This is a genomic window from Myxococcota bacterium (assembly GCA_041389495.1).
Taxonomy (GTDB): Bacteria; Myxococcota_A; UBA9160; order UBA9160; family UBA4427; genus JAWKRT01.
Genome location: JAWKRT010000007.1, coordinates 60,493 through 74,507 on the forward strand (window position 1 = coordinate 60,493; position 14,015 = coordinate 74,507).

Consider the following 14,015-nt stretch of genomic DNA (forward strand, 5'->3'; position numbering starts at 1 on the left):
CGTGCAGGATCTATCGTCCCGACCCTCCCGCGCCGCCGAGAAGGGTCCGCCATGCCGATCGAGGTCGTGTTCGAGCCGGATGCTCCCGTGATGTGGGTGCGCATGGAAGGCGCCGTCGCCGACGCCGACCTCGACCGTCTCGCCACGGGGCTCCTGTCCGACGAACGCGCGGCGGTGTGCAACGCGGTCTACGACCTTCGCGCGTGCACCGACCTCGGCGGCCTCTCGTCCGAGACGGTGCGTCGCCTCGCGCGCGCGCCGCACTGTCGCGACGAGCGCGTGCACGCGATCCGGATCGCGATCCTCGCCGAGGGCGACCTCGCGTTCGGAATCGGTCGCATGTTCCAGACGCTCGCGAGTGATCGCATGCCGAACGTCGCGGTGGTGCGCGATGTCGCCGCCGCCCGCGCGTTCGCAGCCGAGGGCGTGGCGCCTCCGGGCCACGAGTTCGGCGCCGCATCCGCCTGACGGGTCGGTCGCTGCATCCGCCTGCCGTCGGTGCCGCCGGCGGAGCGCGCGCTCGAAGCCCCGAGCGCTATTCGCTCCCGACGTCGCGCGCGCGCGCGGCGTCGAGTCGCCTGCGCAGCGCGGCGGCGCCGCCGCGGATGCTCACCGCCTGCATCCCCTCGGCGCGCATCAGCTCGGCCAGATGTCCGCTCTTCAGCCCGAACTCGCAGTAGAGCGCATAGCGATGTGCGCGGTCGAACGAGGCGTAGGCGCGCACCGCGTCGGCGAAGTCGAGGAAGAGCGCGCCGGGCGCGTGCCACGTCTGATAGGCGGGCTTGCTGCGCAGGTCGAGCAGCGTCGCGCCTTCCGGGACGTCGTCGACCTGCAGCGTCGGGTCGTCGAGCGTCGCGAGGTCGAGCGCGCGCAGGTCGAACACGCTGCGGGCCGCGACGGCGGCGTCGAGCAGGCCCGCGTCGAGCTTCGTCTCCTCGGCCTCGATCGCGCCGAGCGTCGCCGCCGTCGCCGGCTTCGACGGCACGAGCGCGCAGTACTCGCCCACGACCTTCGAGAGCTCGAACGTTCCGATCGCGCGCGCGGACGCGAGGATGTCGTCCTTGTTCATGCCGACGAGCGGCCGCAGGATGGGAACGGTGGTGGCGCGCGAGATCACGGCGAGGTTCTGCAGCGTCTGCGACGAGACCTGGCCGATCGCCTCGCCCGTCGCGATCGCCGCCGCGCCGCGCTCGGCGGCGACGAGCTCGGCCGCGCGCAGCATCCGGCGCTTGAGCACCACCTGCCAGTAGCGCGTCGTGCAGGCGCGCTGGAGATCGGCGGAGACGCTGTCGAAGTCGACCGAGTGGAGCTGCGGGCGCGTGCCATAGGACCACGCGTCGGCGAGATGCTTGGCGACGCGCATGGTGCCGAGCTCGTGCGTGCGCCCACCGAGGTTGCAGAAGACGTAGTCGAGCGCGACGCCGCGCCGCAGCAGCTGCCAGGCGGCGACGGCGGAGTCGAAGCCGCCCGACACGAGCGCGACGGCGCGGCCTTCGACGCCGAGCGGGAGCCCGCCCGGCCCGCGCGCCACGTCGCGGAAGAAGTGCGCGCGCCCGGGCGCGACCTCGACGTGGACGGCGACCTCGGGGTCGTCGAGGTCGACGCCCGCCGCGCGCGGAGCGAGTGCGGCGCCGAGCGCGCGCGCGACGTCGCTCGACGAGGCCGCGATGCGCGCGCGGTCGCCGACGCGCCGCGCGCGCACGGCGAAGCGCCGGCCCGCGACCGCGTCGGCGAACAGGCGCACTCCCTCGCGCACGATGTCGTCGGTCGACGACCACGGCAGCTCGATCGCACCGACGACCGACTGCACGCCGAACGTGCGCGACAGCACGGGCAGCGCGCGCGTCGCGTCGTCGGTGGACGCGAGCTGGATGCGCAGCCGGTCGTGGCCGCGCTCGATGCGCGAGCGGATGCCGAGCGCGCGCAGCCCGTCCTTCACGTTCGCAGCGAGGCGCTTCGAGAAGTAGGCGCGCGTCGGGCGCGCCTTCGTCGTGAGCTCACCGCTGTAGCGCGCGAGGACGAGCGAGCCGGTGCTCTCGGTCGGAGTCGCCATGGAGGGGGCTCGCGGAGGTGGGCGGCCGTCCGGGCCGCGCGCGTGGACGCTCGCTCGGCGCGAGCCGCTCTGCAGCAGTCGGTCTGCGGCAGCGGTGGGAGGGGCGGCAGTCTGGCTCGCGCCGCGCGGAACGCCCGCGCCGCCGCATCGCGGGCAAGCCTACCCGAGGCCGCCGCGGCGGGCCCCGCGTCGGCGCACGCGGCGGGCCGCGCCCGCCGACGCGCGGGCTGCGGCGGCCCGGCGCAGTGCGGCATGCTGCCCGGCCGCATGGCTTGCCGCTCACCCATCCGCGCCGCTGCCGGCCGCTCGTGGCTCGCGGCGCTCGCCGCGACGGTCGCGCTCACCGCACTCTCCGGGTCGTCCGGGTGCGCGGGGGGCGGCGCGGCGCGCGAGCCCCTCGCCGCGGCGCTCCGCGAGGGCGAGACGGCGCTCGCCGTCGGCGAGCTCGAGCGCGCGCTCGCCGACTACGAGCGCGCGCTCGCCCTCGCCCCGGACGACGCGCGGGCGCTCGAGGGGCTGGCGCGCACGCGCCTCGCGCGGCGCGAGGACGCCGCGGCGCTCGACGCGCTGCTCGCGCTGGAGGCGCGGCTCGGCGAGCAGGACGGCGCGCTCCCGGCGCCGCTCGCGCGGGCGCGCTGCGCGCTCGTCGAGCGGGCGGCGCGCGCCGAGCTCGCCGCGGGCGCGCCCGCGGCCGCGCTCCTGCGCGCGACGTCGCCCGCGTACGCGCCCTGCCCGGCCGCCGCGCGCACGGCGCTCGAGGTCGACGCACACCGCCGGCTCGCGCGGGACGCCGCCCACCCCGCCGTGGCTTCCGCCCATCATCGGCGTGTGCTCGCGCTCACGCCCGGCGATCCCGAGGCGAGCCTCGCGCTCGCGCGCCGTCTCGTCGCGCTCGGCGATGCGGACGAGGCGCTGCGCCTGCTCGACGCCGCGCTCGCGGCGCATCCCGCCGACGAGGCGTTGATCGAGCTCACGGTCGAGGTGCTGGCCGGCCCGAAGCGGCTCCGAGCGCAGCGCCCGCCCGACTAGGCTTCGACTAGGGTTCTTGCGATGGCCCGCGGGAACCCTCACAATCCGGCGCGTTTCACGCTTCTTGCCGTCGTCTGCCTCGACGACGATCGCACGTCACGGCTGCCGCGGAGGTCGCGGACGCTTCGAGACGGCGCTTCGAGGCGACGACAGGGAGATCACAAGGAATGAAGCGGCTCTCGTTCTCGACCACGGCGCTCGCAGCCGTGTTGGTGATGGGTCTGTCGGCCTGCCAGCAGACGGGGCAGAAAGAGGAAGCGCCCGACAACGTCAACGAGTTCAAGCAGCCCACGGAGGCGCCGGTCGAGCGCGCGGCCCCGCCGATGGCGACCGACCTCGGCACCGTCTACTTCGACTTCGACAGCTCGCGCATCCGCACGGACGCGCGCGACGTGCTCAAGAAGAACGCGGAGGCGCTCCGCTCGTCCGGCAACGCCGTGACGATCGAGGGCCACTGCGACGAGCGCGGCGACGAGGAGTACAACCTGGCCCTCGGGGAGCGGCGCGCCAACTCGGTGAAGGCGTACCTCGTCGACCTCGGCGTCGGCTCGGGTCAGCTCCGCACGATCAGCTACGGCGAGTCGAAGCCGGCGGTCGTGGGCTCGGGCGAGAGCGCCTGGCAGTGGAACCGCCGCGCCGAGTTCCGCACGCGCTAGCGCGCACGCGAGGCTCGAGGCTTGCGAAGGCCCGCCGTCGTCGACGGCGGGCCTTCTTGCTTTCTCCGCGCGCGCGTCCCGCGTCGTTGTTAGGACGGGCGGCCCGCGTAGCGGAGCAGCGTGGTAACGTGGCCCGTCACCCGAGAAGGAGTCCCCCATGCCCGTTCACGGTGGAAAGCTCGCGGCGCGTGCGCTCAAGGAGGCCGGCGTCGAGGTCATCTTCACGCTCTCCGGCGGCCACATCATGCCCATCTACGACGGCTGCATCGACGAGGGCATCAAGATCATCGACGTGCGCCACGAGCAGGCGGCCGTGCACGCGGCCGACGCGTGGGCGCGCTGCAACCCCGGCAAGATCGGCGTCGCCGCGATCACCGCGGGCCCCGGCGTCACGGACGGCGTCACGGGCGTCGCGAACGCGTGGCGCGCGAACTCGCCGATCCTCGTCTTCGGCGGCCAGGGCCCGTTCGCCAACCTGCGGCGCGGCTCGCTCCAGGAGATGGACCACATCGGCGTGATGCGTCCGATCACCAAGTACGCGGACGCCTGCTACGAGACCTATCGCATCCCCGAGTACATCGAGCTCGCGATCCGGCACGCGGTGTCGGGCATCCCGGGCCCGGCGTACCTCGAGATCCCGATGGACATCTTCATGGGCCAGGCCGAGTGGGAGCAGGCGCGCGTGCCGGTGATCCGCACGCAGCCGCCGCGCATCCAGCCCGACCGCGACTACGTGCGGCAGGCGATCGAGCTGCTCGCGAAGGCGCAGCGCCCGATGCTGATGGCGGGGACGAGCGTGAAGTGGTCGCAGGCGAGCGCGCAGATGCAGCAGTTCGCGGCCGAGACGCACATCCCGACCTACACGAACGGCATGGGCCGCGGCTGCATGGATCCCTCCTCGCCGGAGTTCCTCAACCGCTCGCGGCGCCACGCGCTCGAACGCATCGACTGCATCGTGCTCGCGGGCACGCTGCTCGACTTCCGCATGCGCTTCGGCCAGAGCATCCCGGCCGACGCGAAGATCATCCAGCTCGATCTCGACAACACGCTGATGGGACAGAACCGCCAGACGGACGTGCCGGTCGTCGGCAACCTCGCGTGCAGCTTCGACATGCTGCTCGAGGAGATGAAGAACCAGGGCGTGCGCCTCGACTTCAGCGCGTGGCGCGACGAGCTGCGCGCGATCGAGGACGCCGAGGAGGCGAAGGTCGAGGCGAAGCTGAACAGCGACGAGGTGCCGATCGACCCGCAGCGCATGTGCCGCGAGGTGCGCGACTGGCTCGCGACGCTCGACGACCCGATCGTGATCGGCGACGGCGGCGACATCGTCGCGACCGCCGCGAAGATCCTGCCCGTGAAGAGCGAGGGCGCGTGGATGGACCCGGGCCCGCTCGGCACGCTCGGCGTCGGCATGCCGTTCGCGCTCGCCGCGAAGCTCGCGCACCCGAAGCGCCCCGTCGTGATCGTCTACGGCGACGGCTCGTTCGGACTCAACGGCTTCGAGTACGACACGGCCGTGCGCTTCGGGCTCCCGATCATCGGCATCGTCGGCAACGACGCGGCGTGGGGGCAGATGATGCGCCCGCAGGCCGGCATCTACGGCAAGGACCGCCTCGCCGCGACGCTCCTGAACTACACGCGCTACGACAAGGTGGTCGAGGCGCTCGGCGGCCACGGCGAGCACTGCGAGCGCGCCGAGGAGATCCGTCCCGCGCTCGAGCGCGCGGCGGCGAGCGGCAAGCCCGCGCTCGTCAACGTGATCATCCGCCAGGACGGCGACTACAAGGGCGGCATCTACGTCTAGCCGCGCGCGCGCAGGCGCGAGGGCGGACGCCGCGGGGAACGGGACGCTCGAGGTGTCGAGGTGAGCTTCGCGCAGGGTGGGGATCGCGAGCGAAGCGCGGAGGAGCTCGGCATCGACCTCGAGGCGCTCGCCGAGCTGTGCGCGCAGCTCGGCCCGCTCGCCGTGGTCGACCTCGAGACGACGGGGCTCCCCGACGACCCCGCGTCCGAGATCCTCGAGCTCGGCGTCGTGCAGCTCGACCCCGGACGCGTCGCCACCTTCCAGACGCTCGTGCGGCCGCGCCGGCCGCTCCCGCTGCTGATCCAGCGCCTGACGGGCCTCACCGACGACGACGTGCGCGACGCGCCCGCCCTCGCCGACGTCGCGCCCGCGGCGCGCGCCGCGCTCGCCGGGCGCACGATCATCGCGCACAACGCCGACTTCGAGCGCACCTTCCTCGCGCGCGGCGTCGACCCGTCGCTCGACGGCGCCGCCTATCTCGACACGCAGGACCTGCTCGCGCTCACGCACCCCGACGCGCCCGACCTGCGGCTCGAGTCGTTCACGCGCATGCTGCTGCGCACCGAGGAGCACCACCGCGCGCTCGACGACGCGCTCGACACCGCGCGCGTGCTGTCGCGCGTCGGCGCCGGCGCGCGCGCGGGCGAGCCGCGCTACCTGACTGCGCGCCGCGCGCTGCTCCGCTACTCGCCCGGGTCGCCCTGGCTCGCGCTGCTCGGCAAGGATCTCGTCGTCGACGACGACCTGCCCGGCCAGTTCGTGCACGTCGGCGAATCGCGCGAGAAGCCCGTGCCGTTCGACGAGGACGCGATCGCCGCGGCGCTCGCGGACGAGGAGCGCGGGCGGCGCTACCTGCCCGGCTACCGCGCGCGCAAGGAGCAGATCGAGCTCGCGCGGCAGTTCGTGCGCGCGCTCGGCGAGGGCGGCGCGCTGCTCGTCGAGGGCGGAACGGGCGTCGGGAAGTCGCTCGCCTATCTCGCCGCGGCGATCCCGTTCGCGATGGAGCGCGCGGCGGGCGGCGTGCACGAGCCCGTCGTCGTGTCGACGCGCACGAAGCTCCTGCAGGACCAGCTGCTGCACAAGGACATCGCGGCCGCCGCGCGCTTCCTCGGCCACCCCGGGCTGCGCGCGCTCTCGATCAAGGGCCGCGCGAACTACGTGTGCGAGCGGCGGCTCGAGGCCGTGCTCGCCGAGGGCCGCGAGCCGAGCATCTTCGAGCAGGATCGCATGGCCTACGCGGTGATGATGGCGTGCGCGCGCACGCGTCCGCACGGCGAGGTCGGCACGCTGCCCGCGGCGCTCCTGCGCCGCTACCCGCCGCTGCGCGAGCTGCGCCGGCGCAGCGTCGCCGCGCGCGCGCAGCAGTGCTCGCGCGAGGAGTGCGCCAAGCAGCGCGCGTGCCCGTTCGGACGGCGGCGCGGCGCGCTCGCGAAGGCGCACCTCGTCGTCGCGAACCACGACCTGCTGCTGCGCTGGCCGCCCGACTACCCCGCCTTCACGCACGCGATCGCGGACGAAGGCCACCAGCTCGCGGGCGTGGCCGACGAGGTCTACGCGACGAGCGTGAGCCCCGACGAGGTGCTCGAGCTCGTCGACGAGCTGTTCGGGCGCCCGGGCGAGCGCGGCCGGCCGACGCTCGTGGCGCGCGCGCGTGCGCGCGCGTCCGAGAAGGACGTGCTCGCGTGGCGCCGCAGCCTGGCGCTCGACCTCGCCGAGCTCGGCCGCGCGCTCGCGCACCGCGCGAACGAGTACGGCGAGGTGCAGCTCCCGCCGCGTCCCGAGCGCGAGTTCCCGGAGGCCACCGCGCTCGCCGAGACGGCCGCGCGCCGCATCGAGCAGGTCGCCGACCACGCGCTCTCGCTCGACGACGACGGCGACGAGGGCGAGGGGCCGAGCCCCGTCGCGCGCACGGCTGCCGAGCTCCGCGACGCGGCGCGCGGCCTGCGCCTCGCGTTCGCCGACGAGTCGGGCGACAACGTCTCCTCGTTCGAGCGCCTCGAGGCGCCGTTCGACCGCTGGCGGCTCGCGATCCGCGCCGTCTCGCCCGCGCCCGCGTTCCACGAGGCGTTCCTGCAGAAGCTCGAGTCGTTCACCGTCGTGTCGGCGAGCCTGTTCGTGAACGGCGACCCGTTCGCCGCGCTCGGCGAGCTCGAGATCGAGGAGCGCGCGCTGCTCCCGACCGGGCGCGTCTCGGTGGAGAGCCCGTTCCCGTACGCCGAGCACATGCGCGTCGCCGCGCTCGACACGCCGACGGCCGCGGTCGTCGACGAGACGGCGGCCGTCGTCGCCGAGCTCGCGCGCACGCTGCGCGGCCGCACGCTCGGTCTCTTCACGAGCCTCGCGCGCATGAACCAGGTGGCCGAGCTGCTCGACCGCGAGCTGCGCGGCGAGGGCTTCGAGATCCTCGCGCCGCGGCGCGCGAGCGACGACCCGGCCGCACTCGTCGAGCGCTTCACGCGCGCGAAGGGCGGCGCCATCCTGCTCGGCGCGCGCACGTTCTGGCAGGGGCTCGACATCCCCGGCGAGGACCTGCAGGCCGTCGTGATCGAGAAGCTCCCGTTCGAGGTGCCGACCGAGCTCCTCAAGCGCCGCGAGGCGCGCGTGCGCGAGGCGGGCGGCGACCCGTTCGAGCGCGTCGCGCTCGGGAAGATGCTGCTGAACCTGAAGCAGATGGCGGGCCGGCTGATCCGCAGCGAGTCCGATCGCGGCATCGTCGTCGTCGTCGAGGGGCGGACGAGCAAGGGCTACTTCCGCAAGCTCGCGAGCGCGCTCCCGCCCGGCGTCGCGATGCACAAGGCGCGCCGCTCGGACCTGCGCGCACTGCTCGCGGAGATCGGCCTGTGAGCGGCGCGGCGAGCCGGCCCGCCGCCGGTCTGCACGCCGAGATCCTCGCCGGAGAGCCGCTCGACGGGCCGCGGAGCCTGCCCGTCGCGCACGGCGAGGCCTGGGCCTACACGCGCCGCGCGCCCGACAAGACGGGCCCCAACGAGGATTGCGCGGCGATCTGGGAAGTGGGCGAGGTGGGCGCCGTGCTCGCCGTCGCCGACGGCATCGGCGGCGCGCCGAGCGGTGCGCGCGCGTCGCGCATGGCGGTCGACGCGCTCGGCGCCTGCCTCGCGCGCGCCGTCGAGACGGGCGCGAGCGATCTGCGGCCGTTCGTCCTCGACGGCTTCGAGGAGGCGAACGCCGACGTGCTCGGCATGCGCATCGGGGCGGGCACGACGCTCGTCGCCGTCGAGCTCGGCGCCGACTTCGTGCGCACCTATCACGCGGGCGACTCGGTCGCGCTCGTCGTCGGGCAGCGCGGCCGCGTGCGCCTGCACACGATCCCGCACTCGCCGGTCGGCTACGGCGTCGCGTCCGGCATGCTCGACCCCGAGAAGGTGATGGACCACGAGGAGCGCAGCTTCATCTCGAACTGCGTGGGCTCGCAGGACATGCGGCTCGAGGTGGGCGCGCCGATCGAGATGGCGGAGCGCGACACGCTGCTCGTCGCGTCGGACGGCGTGCTCGACAACGTGCGCCCGAGCGACCTCGTCGAGCTGATCCGGCGCGGCGCGCTCGGCGACGCCGCGCACGCGCTCGCGCAGCGCGTCGCCGAGGTGATGGAGCACGGCGACCGCGAGATCGCCGGGCACTGCGACGACGCGACCTTCCTGCTCTACCGCACGCGCTCGCCCCGCGCGCGCACACGCCGCGCCGCGCGCGCGCGCAGGCCGGGAGGCGCCGCGTGACCCGTCGGCTCGTCCGCGGGAGCAAGCTCGGCAAGTACCGGTGCGAGCACCGCATCGCGACGGGTGCGACGGCCGACGTCTGGCGCGCGCGCGACCCGATCGAGGGGCGGCGCGTCGCGCTCAAGGTCGTGCATCCCGCGATCGTCGCGGAGTTCGGGCGCGACGCGATCGAGCACGAAGCGCGCATCGCCGCCCACCTCGAGCACCCGAACATCGTCGCGATCCGCAACGCGGACTGGATCGACGGGCGCTTCGTGATCGTCACCGAGCTCGCGACGACGAGCCTCGACGACTATCCGCGCGCGCGGCGCTCGGCGCGCGCGGCGCTCGCGATCGTGCGCGACGTCGCGGCGGGCCTCGCGCACGCGCACTCGCGCGGCGTGCTGCACCGCGACGTGAAGCCCGAGAACGTCGTGGTGATGAGCGACGGCACGGCGAAGCTCACGGACTTCGGCACCGCGCGCCTCGCGCCGCGCTCGACGCGCGTCCTGACCGAGGTCGGCACGTTCGGCTACATGGCGCCCGAGCAGGCCTACGGGCGCCCGCGTTTCGCGAGCGACGTGTTCAGCTGGGGGCTCACGGCCTACCAGCTCTTCGCCGGCGTGCTCCCGGGCTGGCCGTTCGTGTGGCCGCTCGAGGGCCACGAGCGCTTCGAGCGCCGCTGTCCCGCGCCCGTGCAGGCGGTGATCCGGCGCGCGCTCGAGCCCGACCCGAAGCGGCGCTGGCGCGACGCGGGCGAGCTGCACGCGGCGCTCGTCGCGGCGATCGCGCGCCACGAGTCGCGCGAGAGCGCGCCGGCGAAGGGCGCGCGTCGGCGCAAGGCGCCGTCGCACCGCGCGGCGACGAACGACCCCTTCGCGCTCGAGACGCGCTGGTTCCGCAGGCACTTCGGCAAGGCGCTCCGCGCCGACTTCGACTGCCACAAGTGCGGCGGGCCGATCGCGGAGGCGATGCGCTGCTGCCCGTGGTGCGGCACGGATCGCAACGCCTTCACCTACGTCACGAGCTACCCGCTCGTGTGTCCCGACTGCGAGCGCGGCGTGCGCCCCGAATGGAAGGCGTGCCCGTGGTGCGCCACGGCGCGGCTCGAGAGCAACGGCCGGCGTCCGCCGCTCGACCGGCGCGCGACGCGCACGTGCCGCCGCAAGGGCTGCGAAGGGCAGCTGCGCCCGTTCATGCGCTACTGCCCGATGTGCAAGACGAAGGTCGCGCGGCCGTGGAAGGTCGAGTCGCTGCCGCCGTGCCCCTCGTGCCGCTGGCCGATGGCGCCGCGCTGGCGCTGGTGCGCGTGGTGCGGGCGAAGGAACGCCGCCGCGCTGTCGATCGGCCGCGCCTCGGGTCGTTAGGCGTGGAGAGGAGGTCGCGCATGGCCAGGTCGCGTCGCCGCGGCTCCGCAGCGATCGCCGCTCTCGCCGCCGCCGCGGCGCTCGCGGCCGCGATCGCGACGCTCGCCGGCGGCGCGCGCGACGCGCGCGCGCAGGCGCCTTCCCTGCTCGACGCCGCGCGCGGCGCGACGGGCGCGGACACCGCGAACGGCTCGAGCGGAGCGAACGGCTCGAACGGGTCGAACGGCGCGACGGCGCCGAACGGCGACGCGGCCACCGCGTCCGGCCCGCCCGACGCGGCCGACATCGCCGCCGCGCGCGCGGCGCTCGCCACCGAGCTCGCGGCGCTGCGCGCGGAGGAGCCCGTGCCGCGCAGCTCGATCGCGCTCGTCGAGCGCCTCGACGACATGCTCGCCGAGCACGCGACGCTGCTCGAACGCATGCAGAGTCCGCCGCCCGAGGCGCCGCTGCCGGCGCCGCCCGGCCCGCCCTTCGCGCTCGCCGACGTCGATGCGACGGCGCGGCGGCTCGCCGACGCGAACGCCGCGGGAGAGCGCGCGGAGAAGGCGATCGAGGCCGCGAAGGCCTCCGTCGAGCGCGCGCGCAGCGACCGCGAGAAGGCCGAACGCACGCGCCGCCAGCTGAAGGAGCAGGTCGCGAACGGCGAGTCGAGCGCGCCGAAGCTCCGCAAGGCGGAGCTCGCGAGCCGTGTCGCCGACGCCGAGGTGTCGCTGCGCCGCGCCGAGCTCCGTTACTGGGAGCGCCAGCGCGCCGCTGCGGGCGAGGACGCGGCGGCGCTCGAGACCGCGCTCGCGGAGCAGGAGGCGGCGCGCAGCGCCGACGCCTCCGAGCTCGCGAGCGTCGTGTCCGGCATCGACAAGCAGCTCTTCGATCTCGAGCGCGCGCAGCAGAAGCAGCGCTTCGCCGAGGACGAGGCGGAGCGCCAGCTCGAGCGCGCCCGCTCGCGCTCCGACGGCTCGGCCGAAGGCGCGGCAGCGGTCGAGGCGCGCCGCGTCGTCGCGGCGGGCGAGCAGCGCATCGGCTCGCTGCTCTCCGAGCACCGCGCGCGGCTCGAGGCGAGCAAGGAGCTGTGGCAGCAACGCTATGCGCTCGCGCGCGGCGAGGCCGACGTCGAGCAGGCCGCCGCGTGGCTCGACCAGACGACGGCCGCGATCGGCGAGGTCGATCGCAGCCTCGCGCTCGCGCGCGTCCGCCTCGAGGAGCTGCAGGCCGAGATCGGCGGGCTCGACGCCGACGCGCCCGAGGCGGCCGTCGTGCGCGACTCGCTACGCAGGCGCATCGCCGCCTATCGCACCGAGGTCCAGCGGCTCTCCGATCACCGCTTCCTGCTCGATCGCTTCGCCGGCGAGCTCCGCGCGCACGAGAGCGACCTCGGCCTGGCCGAGCGGCTCGAGGTGCTCGCCGGCCGGGCGGCAGCGGTGTGGGAGTACGAGGTCTGGTCGGCCGAGGACAACCCGATCACGGTCGGGAAGCTCGTCTCGGCGCTGCTCGTCTTCTTCGTCGGGCTCTACGGCGTGCGCTGGGTGGCGCGTGCGCTGCGGCTCCACGTCTTCCCGCGGCTCGGGCTCGACGAGGGCGGCGCGCGCGCCTTCGAGTCGCTCGCCTTCTACGCCTTCCTCGTCGCGCTCGTGCTCGTCGTGCTGCGCTTCGCGAGCATCCCGCTCACGGCCTTCGCGTTCGTCGGCGGCGCACTCGCGATCGGGGTCGGCTTCGGCAGCCAGAACATCGTCAACAACTTCATCAGCGGCGTGATCCTGCTGGCCGAGCGCCCGGTGAAGATCGGCGACCTCGTCGAGGTGGGCGGCGACGTCTACGGCATCGTCGAGCAGATCGGTCTGCGCAGCACGCGCATCCGCACGGGCACGAACATCCACATCGTGGTGCCGAACGCGTCGATCCTCGAGAACCAGGTCGTGAACTGGACGCTCAACGACCCGAACGTCCGGCTCGTCGTGAAGGTCGGCGTGGCCTACGGCTCGCCGACGCGCGACGTCGAGCGGCTGCTGCTCCAGGCGCTGAACGAGCACCCGCGCGTGCACGCGCACCCGGCGCCGTCCGTGCTGTTCGCCGACTTCGGCGACAACGCGCTCGCCTTCGAGGTGCACTTCTGGGCGGCGATCCGCCGGCTCATGGACCGCCTCACGATCGAGAGCGAGGTGCGCTTCCGCATCGACGAGCTCTTCCGCGAGGCGGGCATCACGATCGCGTTCCCGCAGCGCGACGTGCACCTCGACACGCTCTCGCCGCTCGCCGTGCGGCTCGTGCGCGAAGGCGGGAGCGCGGACGACGGGGGCGGCGCGTGAGCGACTTCCCCATCCACCGCCCCGCCGCGGGGGCGCGGCCCGGCGCGCTCGCCATTCCGCCGGGCTCGCCGCCGCCCGTCGTGCGGCTGATGCAGTACGACGAGGCCGGCCTCGAGGAGCGCGAGGTCGCCGACCTCGACGAGCTCGTGCCCTACGCGAACACGGAGACGACGACCTGGATCGACGTCCAGGGCCTCGGCGACGAGCGCAAGCTGCTGCGCATCGCCGAGATCTTCGGTCTGCACCCGCTCGCGATCTCCGATGCCGTGAACGTGCCGCAGCGCGCCGGCATCGAGTCGTACCCCGACCAGCTGCTCGTCGTCGCGCGCGCGCCGTGGCGCACCGTCGACGGCGCGACGCGCGTGCCGCAGGTGTGCCTGCTCGTCGGGCGTGGCTACGTGCTGAGCTTCCAGGAGCGCTACTTCGGCTTCTTCGACGCGGTGCGCGAGCGCATCCGCCGCGGCGGCGGCCCCATCCGGCGCTCCGGGCCCTGCTACCTCGCGTACGCGCTCGTCGACGCGCTCGTCGACCACTACTTCCCGGTCGTCGACGAGCTCGCCGACGCGCTCGACGAGCTCGAGGAGGAGGTGCTCGCCGACCCGACGCCCGCGTTGATCGCGCGCGTGCACCGGCTGCAGCGGCGCGTGCTCGTGCTGCGGCGCGTCGCGCGTCCGATGACGGAGATGGTCGCGCGTCTCGCCATCGAGCCCTCGCCGTTCGTCACCGAGTCGACGCGGCTCTACCTGCGCGACACGCGCGACCAGGCGCAGCAGGTGCTCGGGCGCCTCGAGTCGACGCGCGAGGCCTCGCTCGACCTGATGAACGCGGCGCTCGCGACGCTCGGGCACCGCCAGAACGAGGTGATGAAGCTGCTCACGCTCGTCGGCAGCATCTTCATCCCGCTCACGTTCATCGCGGGCATCTACGGCATGAACTTCGAGCACATGCCGGAGCTGCACGCGCGCCGCGGCTACTTCGTGGTGCTCGGCGTGATGGCGGCGGTCGCGATCGCGATGCTCGGCTACTTCCGGCGCCGCGGCTGGCTCGGGCGCCGCTCGCGCCGCAGACGCTAGGCGGAGCGGCCGCGCGG

Annotated in this window: 10 protein-coding genes; 9 read left to right on the forward strand and 1 reads right to left on the reverse strand. The window is 74.5% G+C overall.

Annotated elements, in window-relative coordinates:
* Window positions 1–51 precede the first annotated feature (51 nt).
* Window positions 52–468 (forward strand): hypothetical protein, encoded by a 417-nt coding sequence (locus R3E88_22250; GenBank protein MEZ4219202.1) that lies wholly within the window; start codon window positions 52–54, stop codon window positions 466–468.
* Between the two features lie 67 nt (window positions 469–535).
* Here R3E88_22250 and thiI read toward each other — a convergent pair whose 3' ends face one another.
* Window positions 536–2,053: a tRNA uracil 4-sulfurtransferase ThiI gene (thiI, locus tag R3E88_22255; protein MEZ4219203.1), complete on the reverse strand. Its 1,518-nt coding sequence runs from the start codon at window positions 2,051–2,053 to the stop codon at window positions 536–538.
* A 267-nt stretch (window positions 2,054–2,320) separates the two neighbouring features.
* On the opposite strand from thiI, the gene R3E88_22260 reads away from it, so the two are divergent.
* The 8 genes from R3E88_22260 (at window position 2,321) to corA (ending at window position 13,998) form a co-directional block, all read left to right on the forward strand.
* The gene (locus tag R3E88_22260) at window positions 2,321–3,082 is read left to right on the forward strand and encodes a tetratricopeptide repeat protein (protein ID MEZ4219204.1); all 762 of its coding nucleotides are present in this window, start codon (window positions 2,321–2,323) and stop codon (window positions 3,080–3,082) included.
* 167 nt (window positions 3,083–3,249) lie between these two features.
* Window positions 3,250–3,738 carry a peptidoglycan-associated lipoprotein Pal gene (gene pal, locus R3E88_22265; GenBank protein MEZ4219205.1) on the forward strand — a complete coding sequence of 163 codons (489 nt, stop codon included), beginning with the start codon at window positions 3,250–3,252 and terminating at the stop codon, window positions 3,736–3,738.
* 157 nt (window positions 3,739–3,895) lie between these two features.
* Window positions 3,896–5,542 carry a thiamine pyrophosphate-binding protein gene (locus R3E88_22270; GenBank protein MEZ4219206.1) on the forward strand — a complete coding sequence of 549 codons (1,647 nt, stop codon included), beginning with the start codon at window positions 3,896–3,898 and terminating at the stop codon, window positions 5,540–5,542.
* Window positions 5,543–5,602: 60 nt separating this feature from the next.
* Complete coding sequence (locus R3E88_22275; protein MEZ4219207.1) at window positions 5,603–8,386, forward strand: helicase C-terminal domain-containing protein; 2,784 nt, start codon at window positions 5,603–5,605, stop codon at window positions 8,384–8,386.
* The gene (locus tag R3E88_22280) at window positions 8,383–9,276 is read left to right on the forward strand and encodes a protein phosphatase 2C domain-containing protein (protein ID MEZ4219208.1); all 894 of its coding nucleotides are present in this window, start codon (window positions 8,383–8,385) and stop codon (window positions 9,274–9,276) included. The genes R3E88_22275 and R3E88_22280 overlap by 4 nt, the downstream gene beginning before the upstream one ends.
* Complete coding sequence (locus R3E88_22285; GenBank protein MEZ4219209.1) at window positions 9,273–10,622, forward strand: serine/threonine-protein kinase; 1,350 nt, start codon at window positions 9,273–9,275, stop codon at window positions 10,620–10,622. Before R3E88_22280 ends, R3E88_22285 begins: the two co-directional genes overlap by 4 nt.
* Window positions 10,623–10,642: 20 nt before the next feature.
* A complete protein-coding gene (locus R3E88_22290; GenBank protein ID MEZ4219210.1) occupies window positions 10,643–12,925 on the forward strand; it encodes a mechanosensitive ion channel in 2,283 nt (760 codons plus the stop codon).
* Window positions 12,922–13,998, forward strand: a complete 1,077-nt coding sequence (gene corA / locus R3E88_22295) for a magnesium/cobalt transporter CorA (GenBank protein ID MEZ4219211.1) — start codon at window positions 12,922–12,924, stop codon at window positions 13,996–13,998. The genes R3E88_22290 and corA overlap by 4 nt, the downstream gene beginning before the upstream one ends.
* The last annotated feature ends 17 nt before the right edge of the window (window positions 13,999–14,015 follow it).

What these genes read in the sequence shown, in the direction of transcription:
- R3E88_22250 (MEZ4219202.1), top strand. Translation starts at nt 52, where the DNA reads ATGCCGATCGAGGTCGTGTTCGAGCCGGATGCTCCCGTGATGTGGGTG.
- thiI (MEZ4219203.1), bottom strand. Translation starts at nt 2,053, where the DNA reads ATGGCGACTCCGACCGAGAGCACCGGCTCGCTCGTCCTCGCGCGCTAC.
- R3E88_22260 (MEZ4219204.1), top strand. Translation starts at nt 2,321, where the DNA reads ATGGCTTGCCGCTCACCCATCCGCGCCGCTGCCGGCCGCTCGTGGCTC.
- pal (MEZ4219205.1), top strand. Translation starts at nt 3,250, where the DNA reads ATGAAGCGGCTCTCGTTCTCGACCACGGCGCTCGCAGCCGTGTTGGTG.
- R3E88_22270 (MEZ4219206.1), top strand. Translation starts at nt 3,896, where the DNA reads ATGCCCGTTCACGGTGGAAAGCTCGCGGCGCGTGCGCTCAAGGAGGCC.
- R3E88_22290 (MEZ4219210.1), top strand. Translation starts at nt 10,643, where the DNA reads ATGGCCAGGTCGCGTCGCCGCGGCTCCGCAGCGATCGCCGCTCTCGCC.